This is a genomic window from Bifidobacterium sp. B4142 (assembly GCF_026537325.1).
Lineage (GTDB): Bacteria > Actinomycetota > Actinomycetes > Actinomycetales > Bifidobacteriaceae > Bombiscardovia.
In genome coordinates, this window is the sequence record NZ_JAFNMJ010000002.1 from 283,814 (window position 1) to 300,231 (window position 16,418).

A 16,418-nucleotide genomic window follows, 5' to 3' on the forward strand; every position below is an offset into this window, starting at 1 on the left:
ACGGCCCGAGCGCACGAGTATCGCGTATAAGGAGTGGCAATGCAGGAGCATGCCGAGTCAGAGACCGGTCGTGAGAGGCGCAGGCTTCTCGAAGGATGGAATTCACCCCCGAACCTGGTCACCTACACCCGTATCCTCCTGGTCCTGGTCTTCATCGCCCTGGATCTGATGGCCGGTCCTTGGGGCGAACGCAGGCCTGGCATGCGGTGGACCGCCGCTGCGCTCTTCATCCTTGCCGCCTCGACCGACAAGCTTGACGGGTGGCTGGCCCGTCGGTACAACCAGGTGACCGAGCTGGGCAAACTCATGGACCCCATCGCCGACAAGCTGCTTATCTGCTCGGCGCTGATTGTGGCCTCCGTTTTCGGCGAGCTCTGGTGGTGGGTCACCCTGCTCTTCCTGGTGCGGGAACTGGGCATCACCCTGCTGCGAGTCCTGGTCATCAACAAGCAGGGACGGGTCATCGCCGCCTCCCGGGCTGGCAAGTACAAGACTCTGTTTGAATGCATCGGCCTGGGCATGCTCATGGTGCCCCTGTCGCCTGTTTGGCCCTGGTACCTGGTGACCACCCGCGTGGTCATCCTGGTGGCTCTGGCCCTCTGCCTCTGCTCGGGAGCGGAATACGTGATAGGGATGCGGCGATGATCGGCAAGAGCGTGCAGGCCCGTTGCGATGACCTGGCCGGACGGATCATCGACACCTGCCGTGATTCGGGCCTGTTGCTGGCTGCTGCCGAATCGCTGACCGGGGGACTGCTGGCCGATGCTTTCGTCAGGATTCCCGGGGCGTCAGACGTCTTTCTTGGTTCGGCCGTCACCTACGATATTGCCGCCAAGGCCGCCATCCTTAAGGTGGACCAGGATCTGCTGGCCACCCAGGGTGCGGTCCATCCCCGGGTCGCCCAAGAGATGGCCGAGGGCACGGCCAGGCTTTACACCAGGCCGGGGCACGAAGATACTGTTATCGGAATGGCCACTACAGGTGTGGCCGGTCCGGGCCCTGATGGAGATGATCCCGCCGGGCTGGTCTACATCGGTCTGGCCCTGCCCGTCCGGGTGATGGGTCGACGTATAGAGACCGGCCTTCAGTCCCACGCCTACCGGACCTATGCCTATGAGCTGCATTTGGATGGCGACCGGGAACAGGTGCGCCGGGGGACGGTCATGCGGATTCTGGACCAGCTGGATCGGGCCTTGCACTCGCGGGGCTGACGGCGTAACGCGGTAGGTCGATTCAACAGCTTTTGCAAGCCGAGGCTGGACTTTGCGCTTACGTGACCTTGGTCACAAAGCAGGCCTTTCGGGTTTTTCCCCTGGAATAATCCAGCGGCTGGCCTGTTGGTCAATGTGTAAGAAGTTGAACACGATAATGGCGAAAGGGGCTGCTATGGCCAGCACCGAGACCGTGATGACTCGAACTAACGATACCTATGATGTCAAGCCGGCCGCACCCGGAGTGGAGCGCAATGCACGGGTTCGTGATCTGACACCTGCCCAGCGTCGTGCCGTCGTCTTCGCCCAGCAACAGGTGATCCGTGCCAAGGCTGCCAAGAAGGCCAAGGAGGAGCGCCAGGCCAATCTGAACAAGATGTGGATGGAGGAGGACGGCGTGGAAGCCAGCCGTCAGCGGGCAGCCTCCACCAACGACGGCCAGGCCGTCACCCACACCGTCTCCCTGCGCGAGGCCTTGGGCCACGTGCTGCGCGAGCTGAGGACCAACGATCACAAGACCCTGCGTGAGGTCAGCGAGAAGGCGGGCGTGTCCCTGGGCTACCTGTCCGAGGTGGAGCGCGGCCAGAAAGAGGCCAGCTCCGAGCTGCTGAGCTCCATCGCCGACGCACTGGGCCTGGGCGTGCCGCAGACACTGAGGATGGTGGCGGACTACCTGGAGTCCATTCAGGAGTAAGCATGTCTGGTCCGGTTGGATGATCCGGCGGACCGTTCTTGAGGGCGTCCGGTTCTGAGGAACCGGACGCCCTCTTCTGCTGACTGTCGGTTGCAACCGTAGAAGGAGTGTGACAGGGTGGGTTTTGGATGAAAGGTGATGTCGGGTGCGTGAACGGGAATTCTGGCAGCTGCTGGAGGAGGTCTTCGGCCGGGTCTACGGACGCAGTCTGGCCCGTGACCAAAGGCTGACCGCCCTGGATGCCATGACCGTAATAGAGGCCCTGGATGCGGGCGTGGAGCCGCGCGTGGTTTGGAACGTGCTCTGCGATCAGATGGAGATTCCCGACTCTCGCCGCTGGGGGAAGGACCACAATGCGCCGCCCATGCCGGCAGCCTGATCGGCGGGTTTTATCCTCCGCGAATTCATATCCCATTCCATGTGATTTTCGAACATTTGTTCGCATAGTCGGGTATACTGATACCCATGGTCCGGTGACTATCGGCACGTTCAACCACATCGGGCGCCGAGACCGCAGACGGGTTCCGACGGCGGATAGGCTGTCAATCGTGAGGTCGTCAATCAGGATGTCGTCATCGTGAGGTCGGTTACGAAAAAAGGAGAGCCATATGGCACGTCAGAGCAACAGTGGCAAGGCGAAGAAAGAAGAGGAGGGCGGGATCGACCCCCGTCGCCAGGCAGCCTTGAACACAGCCCTCGCGCAGGTGGAGAAGAGCTTCGGCAAGGGTTCGGCCATGCGTCTGGGCGACAAGCCTGCCCAGGATGTGGAGGTCATTCCCACCGGATCTCTGGCCTTGGACATGGCCCTGGGCATCGGCGGACTGCCCCGTGGCCGCATCGTCGAGATCTACGGTCCTGAATCCTCGGGCAAGACCACCCTGGCCCTGCATGCAGTGGCCAATGCACAGGCCGGCGGTGGGGTGGCCGCCTTCATCGATGCCGAGCACGCTCTGGATCCTGAGTACGCCAAGAAGCTGGGCGTGGACACGGACTCCCTGATCGTCTCCCAGCCGGACAACGGCGAGCAGGCCTTGGAGATCGCCGACATGCTGATCCGGTCGGGTGCCCTGGATGTCATCGTCATCGACTCGGTGGCCGCCCTGGTGCCCAAGGCCGAGATCGAGGGGGACATGGGTGACAGCCACGTGGGTCTGCAGGCCCGTCTGATGAGCCAGGCCCTGCGCAAGATGACCGGTGCCCTGTCCCAGGCCAACACCACGGCCATCTTCATCAACCAGCTCAGGGAGAAGATCGGCGTCTTCTTCGGCAGCCCGGAGACCACCACCGGCGGCAAGGCACTGAAGTTCTATGCCTCGGTCCGCCTGGACATCCGCCGCATCCAGACCCTGAAGAACGGCGATGAGGCGGTGGGCAACCGCACCAAGGTCAAGGTGGTCAAGAACAAGATGGCCCCGCCCTTCAAGGTGGCTGAATTCGACATTCTCTACGGAGAGGGCATCTCCAAGGAGGGTTCGGTTCTGGACATGGCCCTGCAGACCAACATCGTCAAGAAGTCGGGCTCCTGGTTCACCTACGAGGGCGATCAGCTGGGTCAAGGCAGGGAGAACGTCCGTCAGTTCCTCAAGGACAACCCCGGCCTGACCAAGGAGATCGAGGATAAGGTCAAGGTTGCCTTCGGCCTTATTCCTGCTCCCTCTGAGGACGACAAGGCCGATCAGGCTGATGCTGACCAAGGCAGCAAGGAAGACGACTCGGCTCCTGTCGACGTCAACACCACTGTGCCCACGGCCCAGGCTGCATGACCCGATGATCTCGGCCGAGGACTTCCTCAAGGAAAATCCTGTCCGACTGGCGCAGACCGAGGATTCTGCCGACTCCAGCACAGAGTCGCGGGATTCTCGGTCGGACCAACTGCAGCCAGATTCTGCGGGCGCGCCTGCTCCAGCAGAGTCGGTGGCAGTTCTTGATCCTGTCCTTGAGCAGAAGGATGACAGCTTGAAGGAGGACAGCCGCCCAGTGCAGGCCGCTGCCTTGGGTCTGGAGCATGGCGCCCGATTCGGGGGTAGTCTGGAAGATGTAGACAGTGCTGCCAATGCTGATATGGGTGACGAATCCCTGGCAGGTCACCATTCTCGTGGTCGCCGTTCTGCCCGGGGTTCCGATAGAAGGACCCGCCGTCGTGGCCGTCACCCACGTGCCGGCGGCTTTGGTGGGGGTTCCGCGCCTGCAGCTCCGCGAGCAGATGCCGATGATGCGGATGCTTGCCGGGAGGCTGCTCTGACCCTGCTGGATGCTGCGGCCCGTTCAAGCGGGGCTCTGGCCCGCCGTCTGGTTGACAAGGGGTTTGATACGAACGTGGTCGATCAGGTGATCGACCGGCTGACCAAGTTGGGTTTGGTGGATGACCAGGCCTATGCCCAGGATCTTCTGCGCTCTTGTCTGCATCGCACCATGGGGGAGCGCGGTGTTCTCTCGGAGATGACCCGCAAGGGTTTGGATCGGGGGCTGGCTGCGCAGGTAGTCGCTCAGGCCTCCCGTGAGGGACTCTTCGTCGACTCCGCCTACGAGCTCGGTCGCAAGGTGGTCCGGAAGACAGCGGGGCTTGATCTCAAGGTGCGTAAACGTCGATTCTGGAGTGCTGGATCCCGCAAGGGCCACTCTCCCGGCCTCCTCAACCAGGTGGCAGCAGACCTTTTCGTCTCTGACGACCCTCTCGATTGAGATGCGCCATGGACCTATCGGTATCCAGAATGAAAGCTTGCAAGGCAATATGCGGCTATGGCCGTTTCCCTGAACTGCTGCTCTTGTTCTAGATCTGTTAGAAGGTGAAAGTGTCGGATGCTCAAAAAGAGTGAACTTCTGCAGGAAAATACAGCACTTGTAGCCCTTCTAAGAACCATTGACAAATCTCATGATACCTGGAGCTCCATCGCTGAGAAGGTTGTACGCCAGGGTAGCGCTATTCAAGTTTTTGAACATGAGCTTGACCCGCAGCACCATCGGCTGGATGACCCCGATGAGGATGACGAATATGACGACCGTATTCAGTCGACCCTGTTGGGAGAGGATGACATACCGATTACCGCACAACGTCGTGTACAGCTCCTGCAGGATCACAAAGAGGCAGAAGCCTTGGTTCACGATTGGGATAAGCAGGGTTTGGATATGGTGTCGGTCCTCGACGAACGGTATCCGTTGAGCCTGCGTGAAGTTGTCGATATGCCTCCGTTCCTGTTTTCCAAGGGGCGTTCCCTCAGCCCCAATCAACAGGATATGGGTGTCAGCGTGGTCGGTTCGCGCAATGCAGGGCCGGAGGCCTTGCACTTCGCTTCTGATGTCGCAACAATGCTCGTGAGTAAAGGCCTGACCGTTATCGCCGGCTTGGCCCTGGGTGTGGATGCTGAGGCCCATCATCGTGCCCTGCAGGAGCATGGCCGTACGGTGGCTTTCATCGGTACGGGCATAGGGAAGTACTACCCTGCAAAAAATCGCCAATTGCAGGATCTTATCGAACGTAAAGGGCAGGTGTTTTCGCAATTTTGGCCTTGGCAGGAGCCCGCAAAGTGGACCTTTCCTGCGCGTAATGCCACCATGAGCGGCTACGGGATCGCTACGGTCATTGTTGAAGCCCATGAATATTCCGGAACCCGTGTGCAGGCTCGGCAGGCTCAGCATCATGGCCGGCCGATCATAATTCGCGACGTTGTAGTTGACCATACGGAATGGGGCAATCGTTTGGCCCATAAGCCCAATGTTTACGTCGTATCCAATGTGGATGATGTGGCCAGGGCCATCAACTCGATACAGAGGGTCAATGGTGAGTTACAAGACGCAATCAACGGTCTAATTGCCCAAGCCAGTGCCTATGCCAAACGTGTCTTATTGGTCTGACTACAGCCGACCTTTAATGATCGCAAGTGTAAAAGTAGCTGAGGGGAAGAAGATGAGACCTCTCATATACCCCGGGTTCTGTCATCGACCGGATAAAATCCGGACGACGGGTGGCCATCCATCTCGACCTGACGTTGCCGCCAGGCTCTAGCGGCCTACCCGAAGGCGGGACGAGCAGCCCCTGAATGCCTTCTGCTTGGCCTTGCTCCCGATGAGGCTTGCCATGCGGTCGGCGTTACCGTCGACCCGGTGGTCTCTTACACCGCCGTTTCACCCTTGCCCGCCTTTAGAAGGCGAGCGGTCTATTCTCTGTTGCGCTATCTCTCAGGTCGCCCTGGGCGGACGTTATCCGCCATCGTGCTCTGTGGAGCCCGGAAGTTCCTCAGCCCTTCCCAGGAGGAGGGGCCGCGGCCATCCGAGAGGTCTCGTTTAGCATGATAGAGATTCACAAGGACCTTAGCAAAATTGGAACAACCTACTCAGCTATATTCAAAAATATCTTTGAACAATATACTGTGTAAGTTAAAAGCGAACATTTAACAATTTTGTAGTGATAAATAATTCATTGCCAGTTAGTAGCCACGGATGCCCTTATGACAGGTGGACAGACCACGAGCTGTTTACCAGTCATAGGTGCATCCTCATTGAGTATAGCTTTTACTCCTTCATAACCTAGTTGGTAATGGGGAAGGGCGACTGTGGTCAGTGGTGGTGAGAGGTGGGCTGCAATGATCTCTTGATCGTCAAAGCCGACGATTGAAATGTCATCAGGTATGCGGGATCCTCCACGTTGGAGTTCGTCATACAGGCCCATAGCCACTCGATCATTGTGACAAAAAACTCCTGTTGCACCACTATCTTTTACCCGCCTTGCAACGCTCCGACCTCCCTCCTGGTTGGGTTCCACTTCAAAGGTCAAAGATGGATCAAAAGTTATGCCAGACTCTTTTAGGGCTTGCTTGTATCCATCCAAGCGCCCAGTCTTTGCCGGAGATTCAGCTCTGGTATTGACAAAGGCGATTTTCGAATGTCCTCGTTCCAGCAAAAGCTGTGTTGCTGTTCGGCCTCCCTGAATTTCATCCGGAACAATTGCCAGGGGAGAATTTTTCTTATTCCCGAAGCAGTTCACTAGAACGGTTCGAACATTCTCGAGGGGTTTAGGTACTTCGATTGAATGGTGATACCAGGTCGAAAAAGCGATCCCCCTGACCTTGTATCGCAAAAACATTCGTATAGCCTCGTCTTCAAGGCCTCGGTTGCCTTCAGTGTTGGCAATCAGAAGAACATATCCTTGTTCCCATGCCGCATTCTGTGCCCCATGAATAATTTGCCCTGCGAATGGAGCGGTTGCAATGGAATCGGTAACCAAGCCTATGAATTGTGAGTAACCACGCACTAAATTTTGAGCCATAGCATTAGGCCGATAGCCTAATGCACGTATTGATTCCAGCACTTTCTCTCGAACTTCGGGACTAATCCGAGAGACCTTCTTGTTGTTCATGACTAAGGAAACTGTAGAGACTGACGTGTGCGCTCTTTGAGCCACGTCCTTGAGCGTCACCGGTTTGCTTTCATTCTTGATCGAATGGGGTTTGCTTGCCCCCTCTTCTTTCGCGTCTGTGGATTTTCGTTGGTTCATCCTTTAGAAGCCCCGCCTTCAATGCCCTGTATCATTGCCTTATTTAGTATAAGAAAGACCAGCATTAGAGGGGTAATCGTCACGCATACGGCAGCAAAAGTTGCAGTCCAATCAGTATTACCCATGGCTCCAATGTAATTTTGCAACCCGAGTGGAATAGTCTTCAGTCCATCAGTCAGGATGAACGTGTTGCCGAATATAAATTCATTCCATATGAAAATGCTGTTAACCAGGACTACGGTTACGACCGTATTCAGAGATAGAGGTAGTGTTATTTCCATAAAAATGCGGTATGGACCGGCACCATCTAAGGAAGCTGCTTCATAGTTTTCTCGAGGAATATAATGATAAAAGGAGCTGAAAAGAAAAACCGACATAGGTATTGAGAAACCCGCTAGTGGAATGATCATGGACAAACGTGTGTCAAGAAGGTTGATTTGAGAATAGTCAATGAATAGGGGTACCAAAGCAATCTGAGTGGGGACGATCATGCCCATCAGGAAAAGCATACGAATTATTTTGCTCCACTTAAAGCCTAAAACTTCGATAGCATATGCGGCCATCATGCCCATAATCACGATCAACAGATCAGCGCCAAATGTAACGATAAGGCTGTTGAAAATATACTGACCAAGATTGCCGGCTTGAAATGCTCTTGAGTAATTCTCCAAGGTGAAGCTGTGAGGTACTCCGAAAGCGTTGCCGGATGCAAAATCATGTTCGGTTCTTAGACTGGTGATAAAGAGCCAGAGCAGGGGATAAACCTGGATTATCACCATCAGGATTATGAACACCCTATTCAAAACCATATGGAAGTTTAGCTTGTTTCGGCGAGCAGATGGTTTGTTCTGTCCTTTCAGAGCTAACGTACTTGTTGCACTCATGCTTCTTCCTTTCTGAAAATGACCTTGAAGATCAAAGCAACTGCTATCAAGCACTCAATAACGATGAAAACCGAAATGGCACTTGCATATCCGTAGTTGGTATTTGAGAAAGCTGTCCGGTACATATAAGTCGTAACAAGTTGCCCATATCGTCCATTGTTCAGAAGGTAAGGTATATCGAATCCTTGTAGTCCATACGTGACTGCCATGATTACCGTCGTGATCCATACGGGTCGTATGTAGGGGAAACGAATCTTAGTGAAAAGTTGCCATCCATTAGCACCGTCCAGTCTTGCTGCTTCTTCTATTTCAGGTGGGACTGACATGAATGCTGCGTAGATAATCAGCATGTACAGACCGCTAAATCGCCATCCTTCCGGTATAGAGACAGCCGCAAGAACAGTATGAGGGTCTGATAACCAGGCATGGGTCCAGGAATGCAGCCCTATAGCATCCAAGGCCTGATTGAGCAGTCCTTTTGGATCAACCGAGTATATTCTCTGGAAAAGAAACGAGATAGCTACTGTTGAAATGACTGCTGGCAGGAGGTACAAGGTTTTGACCAAATCCCGACCTTTAGTCATTCCCGTGAGCAACGTAGCTACGAGCAGCGCGCCTCCCAGCTGAAGGACTAGGCAAATAACTAGGTAGACCATAGAGTTGCCAAAAGACTGCCAGAAGACGGAATCTCCAGTGAGCATTTTTATGTAATTGGCAAGTCCAGTAAATTTCATGTCAGAGATGCCATCCCAATCGAAGAAGCTGATGATCAAAGATTGGATGACAGGCAAAAGTACACCAGCTCCGTACAGGAGAAGGGGAGGAAGAATAAAAATCAAAACTGATTTCTTAGATCTATATGGAAGCATAATTTGTCCTTTTAAACGGGCAGAGCTCTGTAGGTGAGAGCCCTGCCCGAAGTTTGTCAAATATCAGTTCAAATCTTTGAAAGCTTTGGGCCCGTTTTCTTGGATGACCTTATCCATAGTGTTGATAAACTTATCAACGCTTATATCGCCCTGGACCAAGAGGGGCAGTTCTTGTTGCAACCGCGTATTAGAAGTTGAGTCAAGCTGTGTGTCCCAAGGCATCAGAGTCACTTTGCCGACTTTATCTGCATCATCGAAGTTGCGTTTGTACAGCGGCGTAGCGTCGGAAGGTATTTTTGCAGTACTTGATTTCATCGGGGTGATTTGGCCAGTATCGGCATAAATCTTCGAATATTTGGTTAAGGAATACTTGATGAAATCGCGAACTAGCGGATCATAGGTCTTAGCGTTGATTGCCATTCCTATTCCCGATGGAGCGGCATACTCATTCTCCGTGGTTTTGGAGCCGGGTGTTGTTGGCAATAGGAAATAATCAATATCGTCGCGGACTTCTGGATTTAGCTTAGATGTGGCTAATGCCGGTAGTTCCCAGCTCCCATCGTTGTAAACGGCTGCTTTGCCGGATGTAAAAAGTGCCTGAGCATCGGCGTATTCAGTTGATGAGAATCCTTGTTGGAAGCATTGTGATTTCCCTAGATTAGCCATCCACTCTACCGCTTTGCGTCCCTCGGCATTCGAAAGTTTAGCATTACCCTTTTTAAGGTTTTTAATAAACTCATTTCCAGATGCTCTAAAGGGATAAAAAGCCATGTAACGTTCCAGTGGCCACATGTCCTTACCGTTCAAGGCGATCGGCGTGCTGCCGCTTTTCTGTAGGGCCGTGCACATGGCAGGAAAGTCATCAAGGGTCTTCGGTATGTTGATGCCGGCTTTTTTGAATAAAACCTTATTGTAGAAGAACACTTCGATCTGTGACTCAAAAGGAACCATATACAAACTACCATCATCAAAGCGTTGATAGTCCAGAGCCGAAGTTCGGTAGTTGTCGTAGATTTTCATATCCTTCAACATCTTTTCAACATTGACCATGCTTCCCTTCTTGGCCAGTTTCTGTGCAAAGGGTGTTGCATCGATGTCGAAAAGATCTGGGAGTTTATTCGCGGCGGCCAGCGTTTCTAATTTTTGAATGTAAGAAGGCCGATCAGGCGTGGTAATTAGTTTCAGTGAAAACCCTGGGTGTTCTTTGGAATAGTCTTTAGAAATTTGCTTCATGGCCTTGATGACTCCCCCGTCAGCCGGTCTGGACAGCAGCCATGAAATTTCGCGGGGCTTGATGTCGCCCTTAGGGTTGACGCTCTCGGCCTTACCAGATCCTCCGCCACTGCCGCAACCTGTTACTAGTAATAATGCAGCTACCGTTGCTGCAATGGCAGCATACTTATTTTTTCTCATCCTGGTAATCTCCTTTGATTATTTGTATGGGTGGGGTGTCATTTTGCTGACAGATTTATTTTTTTTTTTTAATTGTTTGCCTGTCTCATTGTTGGGTTGTGGATATTGTGACTGCTGTGATTGTTGCTTCCCCGTCTGTCACGCAAATGCCGAAATAGCTACCAAGAGGATTTTCCAAACGCGAATGGAGGGTAGTTTTCCCGTCGACGTTGCAAAGGCAGATATCCTTATCCAAAAGAATGTCGACTTCATGTTTGCCTATCGACAGATTGCATGGACGCTCTAAATCCACGAAATGAGGAATATCGCCCGATATCTGCCACTGCTCTTTTCCTGTAATTGGCCTGGGCCAGCGGTCTAAGACCAGCCTTGAGTATCCGGGCTCTAATCGGAGCGAATATGCTTGGTCACCATCGGCTGAGCTTCTGATTAGAAAAGCAAGGTTGTCGGGTTCAGGCTCGTGAAGAATGAAATCAATGTGCACTAAGCATGTGGAAGGAAGCTCATCTGAACTCATCCTGACCACCATGCCGTCGTCTCTTTTCAGATTCACGTCGAATTCGAATTGATCCATGGATTGAGGGAGCCCAAATACCTCCTTAATTTCGTGGGGGATACGGAATGATAGGGATCCGTTCTTCTGCTGTATTGCTTCAAGCACCGACATGGTTCCTGCCCACTGCCAGGCACCATCATCTTTGTTGTCTGTGCGTGTTGGAATCCATCCGAAGAAAAAGCGTCTGTTATTCCACTCCACGCTCTTTGCGGCATAGAAGGCTCGTGCATCGATGCTGTCCGAATCGGGTGGCCTCAACCATGGCCCTTGAAGAGATCTGGCCATACGATAACGCGTGCAGAAACGTTCCGAGAATTCTGAATATACGAGATACCACCATTTCCCCCAATGGAAAAGGTCTGGGCACTCGTGGGTGATGAACCTGTCGGGTGTCCAAATGGGATCAACAGCACGCCACATGTGTAGATCTTCGGAGACGCATTGAGCAATCAAACCCCGTCTTCGAGATGGGCCGGCTTCGCGGCGTGCGGCTATGAGCATATGCCACAGTTGATCAGATTCGTTGAAGAAGACGAATGGATCTCTCCAATCCGATGTGTCATACCCCTGAGTGGCACAGAAAGTATCGGCAGGAATCTTGCTCCAGTCTGTGAGGGAGCCATTGCTTACGGCATGCATCACCCACTGAATGGGGTGGTTTCGCTGATCCTTGATCTCAGGATTGACTCCTGTATAGAAGAGGTGGGTAGTGCCCTTTGCGTCCTCTACAACGCTGCCAGTGTAGGCGTTAAAGTCTTTGTCTTCTAATGAACCGTTATGCAGAACAAGGCCGTAATCGTGGTAGTTTCGTAGATCTCTTGTGCCCACTAGCCGCCAGCCCATTCCTGTTTTAGGGCCCTTGCGCTGTTCATCAAGATAGAAGAGCATGAATTCGCCATCGCGAGTGAAAGGTATAACGTCACCGACCCAACCTCGGACCGGCTGATAGAAGATTTGTCTACTCATTGAGAACCTCGTCGTTTCAGCAGCGATTAATGACAAAATGCGCTGTTCGAACGTTTGAACAAACTGTATTTACAATACTATTGATTTATATCGATATTGTCAAAATAAGCGATTTCTGAGTTCTATACTGGTTGTTCAAACGTTGTAATCTCGGTGTTGTCCTTGTGCTATTTGGCAAGATCTAAAAATGTAACAATGGTGAAGTTTTGTATTGATCAATTGTTATAAAGCGTAGATCCGATTCAATGCGATGCATACGGTGTGTTTGTTGATTTAGCAAGCTTGAAGCAAGAAGTCGTTTGAGTCAGTGTCGGATTCAGAGGCTTTCGGCTAAAATCGGAAGCACAGTCGATGGTGACCAAGTCCGCCATCGCACCAGCGGTTCGTCCGCTCACAAGTGCAAGGAGATTCCCATGGAGATCGTCATTACCGGTCGACATACCCAAATCAAGCAGCGGTTCCGCGATGTTGTGGACAGCAAGATGAACAGGGTGACGGCCATCGCCCCCGATGCACAGCGCATCCAGGTCGTTCTGACGCATGAAGGCAATCCCCGCCAGGCTGACAGCGCCAAGAGGGTGGAGCTCACGGTCCAGGCCGGCAAGACCGTGATTCGGGCCGAGGCTTCCAGCGCCGACGAGTTCAGCGCGCTGGATATGGCCCTGGACAAGCTGACCCAGCGTCTGCGCCGGGTCCGCGACCGCCGCAAGGATCACCGCCGCGGACTGGAGCATCCACCTCTGCCCGTCGAACTGCCCGTGGACGACCAGGCAGGCGACCAGGGAGATCAGGGCCAGGAGTCCAATCCCGACAACAGCGCCCAGAGCGCCGTGGCCTCGGATCTGGCTCCGGGCCAGTCGGTCGAGGTGCAGGTGGGAGACACCCCCATCGTCATCCGCCGCAAGCTGCACATCGCGGAGCCCATGAGCATCGACGAGGCCCTCTACGAGATGGAGCTGATCGGCCATGACTTCTTCCTCTTCGTCAACAAGGAGACCCAGCGGCCGTCGGTGGTCTACCATCGGCATGGTTGGAGCTATGGCGTCTTCGAGATCGATACGCCTGAGCATGTAGGCCAGAAGAAGTAACGGTAAAACGGATATTGAACTGTGGGGCGATTCCCCGGCGGCAGGATGGCCTGGCCTCCGGAGAATCGCCCTTCTTCAATGCCCGGTCCGGCTGCCAGGGCCACAGTCGGGTTTGTGGAACCATCGGTTTCGAGAAAATCGGTGCATTCGCGTAAGATAATCAAGGTCTGGGCCTACGTCAGCTGAGGGCGTGCGAAGGCCATAAAAGAACGGTAGGGAGCGCAACGTGGTAGCAGTCTTGGACAAGGTCCTCCGTATGGGCGAGGGTCGTCAGATTCGCAAGCTTCAGGGGGTGGCCAAGGCGACCAACGCCTTCGAGGATCAGATCTCGGCCATGTCCGATGAAGAGCTCAAGGCGCAGACGCCCAAGTTCAAGCAGCGACTGGAGAACGGCGAATCCCTCGATTCCCTGATGCCCGAAGCCTTCGCCACGGTTCGCGAGGTTTCCAAGCGCACCCTGGGCCAGCGGCACTTCGATGTCCAGCTGATGGGCGGCGCGGCTCTGCACTGGGGCAACATCGCCGAGATGAAGACCGGCGAGGGCAAGACTTTGGTGGCCACCCTGCCCAGCTATCTGAACGCCTTGGAGGGCAAGGGCGTGCATGTGGTCACGGTCAACGACTACCTGGCCTCCTACCAGAGCGAGCTCATGGGACGCATCTTCCGCTTCCTGGGCATGAGCGTGGGCTGCATCATCACCGACCAGCGCCCCAACGAGCGTCGCAAGCAGTACCAGGCGGACATCACCTACGGCACTAACAACGAATTCGGCTTCGACTACCTGCGTGACAACATGGCCTGGGACAAGGACGAGCTGGTTCAGCGCGGCCACCACTTCGCCATCGTGGACGAGGTGGATTCCATTCTGATTGACGAGGCACGAACTCCTCTGATCATCTCCGGACCCGCCGAGGGCGACGTGACCCGATGGTATCGGCAGTTCGCCAAGCTGGTCCCCAAGCTCACCAGGGATGAGGACTACGAGGTCGACGAGAAGAAGAAGGTCGTCGGCATCCTGGATCCGGGCATCACCAAGGTGGAGGACTACCTGGGCATCGACAACCTTTACGAGCCCGCCAACACCGCCCTGATCGGATACCTGAACAACGCCATCAAGGCCAAGGAGCTCTTCCTGCGCGATCGCGACTATGTAGTTCAGAACGGCGAGGTCCTGATCGTGGACGAACACACGGGCCGTCTGCTCAAGGGCCGCCGCTACAACGAGGGCCTCCACCAGGCTATCGAGGCCAAGGAGGGCGTGGAGGTCAAGGCCGAGAACCAGACCTTCGCCACCATCACCCTGCAGAACTACTTCCGCATGTACGACAAGCTGGCGGGCATGACCGGAACGGCCGAGACCGAGGCCGCCGAGTTCATGAACACCTACAAGCTGGGCGTGCTGCCCATCCCCACCAACAAGCCCATGATCCGCAAGGACCAGGACGATCTGATCTACCGCTCCAAGAAGGAGAAGCTGGCCGCCATCGTCCGGGATGTAGCCAAGCGACATGCCAAGGGCCAGCCCATCCTGTTGGGCACCGCATCCGTGGAGTCCTCCGAGGTGGTCTCCTCCCTGCTGGACGTAGCCGGCATCGACCACCAGGTACTCAACGCCAAGCAGCATGCGCGCGAGGCTGCGGTCGTAGCCGTGGCAGGGCGCAAGGGCGCCGTGACCGTGGCCACCAACATGGCTGGGCGCGGCACCGACATCATGCTGGGTGGGAACGTGGAGTTCCTTGCCGATCAGAAGCTCAAGGAGCAGGGCTACTCGCCCGACGACACCCCCGAGGAGTATGAGAAGCGCTGGCCCAAGATGCTGGATTCCGTCAAGGAACAGGTTAAGGACGAGCATGAGGAGGTTGTCAAGCTGGGCGGCCTCTACGTGCTGGGCACCGAACGGCACGAGTCTCGCCGCATCGACAACCAGCTGCGCGGCCGTTCCGGCCGTCAGGGCGACCCCGGTGAGTCCAGGTTCTACCTGAGCCTGGAGGATGACCTGATGCGCCTGTTCAACACCCAGCTGGTGGCTCGCATGATGTCCTCCAAGAGTCTGCCCGAAGGTCAACCCATCGGCACCAAGAGTGTCTCCAAGGGTGTGCGCAATGCGCAGAAGTCCGTCGAATCCCGCAACTACGAGATCCGCAAGAACGTGCTCAAGTATGACGACGTGATGAACAAGCAGCGTCAGGTCATCTACGGCGAGCGTCAGGCCGTGCTCAAGGGCGAGGACATCCACCAGGACATCCTCCGCTTCATCCGTGAGACCGTGACTTCATACATCCGTGGGGCGCAGAACGGCTCGGACAAGCCTCAGGATTGGGATGCTGACGGGCTCTGGAAGGCGCTGGCCTCCGTCTATCCGATCAGTCTCGACCAGGATGAGAGCATGGACTCCCTGGAGGGTCTGAAGGGTGACAAGGCCGTCAAGGCCCTGGCGGACAAGATCGTTGAGGATGCCGAGTCCATCTACCAGAAGCGCGAGGATGAACTGGGCGAGAAGGGCTCCAGGCAGCTGGAGCGCCAGGTGGTCCTCTCCGTCCTGGACAGCAAGTGGCGTGAGCACCTCTATGAGATGGACTACCTCAAGGATGGCATCGGCCTGCGCGGTATGGGTCAGCGCGACCCCTTGGTCGAGTACCAGCGCGAGGGCTACCAGATGTACAACTCCATGATCGACGCCATCAAGGAGCAGACCGTGCAGCTGCTCTTCAACGTGGACCTCAAGCAGATCGCGGCCAGTCAGGAGAACGAGCGGCGGGCCCGCGAAGAGCGTGAAGAAAACGAGGGAAGCCAGTCCGAGGAAGTCAACTACCAGGCGCCTGAAGAGCCTGATGCCGAAGACGAGACCACCGACATCGACGAGACGGCCGAGGAGCGCGATGAGGATGCCCCGGCGGGCAGCGTCCAGGAGGACTCCGACGAGGATGAGTCAGAGGATGCCGCTGACGCGCAGTCGGGTCTGAGCACGTCCGCCGAGGACTCGGAGGCTTCCGACGATTCGGCCCCGGCCCCGGTTGGGCCTGCTCCCATCAGTCATGCCGAGGGGAAGGTTCCTGCCAATAAGCGGCCCAAGGCCGTAGAGGATCACTCGCCTTGGGCCGATGGCCGCACCTTCCCGGGCACACCCCGTAACGCTCCTTGCCCCTGCGGCTCTGGACGCAAGTACAAGATGTGCCACGGTCAGAACGAGAAGAAATGACAGGTAGGCTCACTGATTAGCGGCTTCTGCAGATAGGGTTGCCGATC

Annotated in this window: 14 protein-coding genes and 1 other RNA gene; 9 read left to right on the forward strand and 6 right to left on the reverse strand. The window is 55.2% G+C overall.

Going from position 1 to position 16,418, the window contains the following annotated elements:
- The first annotated feature begins 39 nt into the window (after positions 1–39).
- From pgsA to J3U06_RS05700, 7 genes are all read left to right on the forward strand, one after another.
- A complete protein-coding gene (gene pgsA, locus J3U06_RS05670; protein WP_267444575.1) occupies positions 40–645 on the forward strand; it encodes a CDP-diacylglycerol--glycerol-3-phosphate 3-phosphatidyltransferase in 606 nt (201 codons plus the stop codon).
- Positions 642–1,211, forward strand: coding sequence for a CinA family protein (locus tag J3U06_RS05675; protein WP_267444576.1), 570 nt, complete (start codon positions 642–644; stop codon positions 1,209–1,211). Before pgsA ends, J3U06_RS05675 begins: the two co-directional genes overlap by 4 nt.
- A gap of 175 nt (positions 1,212–1,386) precedes the next feature.
- Positions 1,387–1,905: a helix-turn-helix domain-containing protein gene (locus tag J3U06_RS05680; protein ID WP_416378839.1), complete on the forward strand. Its 519-nt coding sequence runs from the start codon at positions 1,387–1,389 to the stop codon at positions 1,903–1,905.
- A gap of 145 nt (positions 1,906–2,050) precedes the next feature.
- Positions 2,051–2,284: a DUF3046 domain-containing protein gene (locus J3U06_RS05685; RefSeq protein ID WP_015021655.1), complete on the forward strand. Its 234-nt coding sequence runs from the start codon at positions 2,051–2,053 to the stop codon at positions 2,282–2,284.
- 229 nt (positions 2,285–2,513) lie between these two features.
- Positions 2,514–3,668, forward strand: a complete 1,155-nt coding sequence (recA, locus tag J3U06_RS05690; protein ID WP_024627844.1) for a recombinase RecA — start codon at positions 2,514–2,516, stop codon at positions 3,666–3,668.
- A gap of 4 nt (positions 3,669–3,672) precedes the next feature.
- Complete coding sequence (locus J3U06_RS05695; protein WP_267444577.1) at positions 3,673–4,587, forward strand: regulatory protein RecX; 915 nt, start codon at positions 3,673–3,675, stop codon at positions 4,585–4,587.
- A 117-nt stretch (positions 4,588–4,704) separates the two neighbouring features.
- Positions 4,705–5,757, forward strand: a complete 1,053-nt coding sequence (locus tag J3U06_RS05700) for a DNA-processing protein DprA (RefSeq protein WP_267444578.1) — start codon at positions 4,705–4,707, stop codon at positions 5,755–5,757.
- 50 nt (positions 5,758–5,807) lie between these two features.
- Here J3U06_RS05700 and rnpB read toward each other — a convergent pair.
- From rnpB to J3U06_RS05730, 6 genes are all read right to left on the reverse strand, one after another.
- An RNA gene (gene rnpB, locus J3U06_RS05705) (RNase P RNA component class A) lies at positions 5,808–6,184 on the reverse strand.
- A gap of 135 nt (positions 6,185–6,319) precedes the next feature.
- Positions 6,320–7,396, reverse strand: a complete 1,077-nt coding sequence (locus J3U06_RS05710; RefSeq protein WP_267444579.1) for a LacI family DNA-binding transcriptional regulator — start codon at positions 7,394–7,396, stop codon at positions 6,320–6,322.
- Positions 7,393–8,280, reverse strand: a complete 888-nt coding sequence (locus J3U06_RS05715; RefSeq protein WP_267444580.1) for a carbohydrate ABC transporter permease — start codon at positions 8,278–8,280, stop codon at positions 7,393–7,395. Before J3U06_RS05715 ends, J3U06_RS05710 begins: the two co-directional genes overlap by 4 nt.
- Positions 8,277–9,149, reverse strand: coding sequence for a carbohydrate ABC transporter permease (locus tag J3U06_RS05720; RefSeq protein ID WP_267444581.1), 873 nt, complete (start codon positions 9,147–9,149; stop codon positions 8,277–8,279). Before J3U06_RS05720 ends, J3U06_RS05715 begins: the two co-directional genes overlap by 4 nt.
- A gap of 63 nt (positions 9,150–9,212) precedes the next feature.
- A complete protein-coding gene (locus J3U06_RS05725; RefSeq protein WP_267444582.1) occupies positions 9,213–10,562 on the reverse strand; it encodes an ABC transporter substrate-binding protein in 1,350 nt (449 codons plus the stop codon).
- A gap of 85 nt (positions 10,563–10,647) precedes the next feature.
- Positions 10,648–12,084 (reverse strand): hypothetical protein, encoded by a 1,437-nt coding sequence (locus tag J3U06_RS05730; RefSeq protein ID WP_267444583.1) that lies wholly within the window; start codon positions 12,082–12,084, stop codon positions 10,648–10,650.
- A 413-nt stretch (positions 12,085–12,497) separates the two neighbouring features.
- Between J3U06_RS05730 and hpf the strand changes: the two genes are divergently transcribed.
- A complete protein-coding gene (gene hpf / locus J3U06_RS05735) occupies positions 12,498–13,172 on the forward strand; it encodes a ribosome hibernation-promoting factor, HPF/YfiA family (protein WP_267444584.1) in 675 nt (224 codons plus the stop codon).
- A gap of 226 nt (positions 13,173–13,398) precedes the next feature.
- Positions 13,399–16,371, forward strand: a complete 2,973-nt coding sequence (gene secA / locus J3U06_RS05740) for a preprotein translocase subunit SecA (protein WP_267444585.1) — start codon at positions 13,399–13,401, stop codon at positions 16,369–16,371.
- Positions 16,372–16,418: the final 47 nt, after the last annotated feature.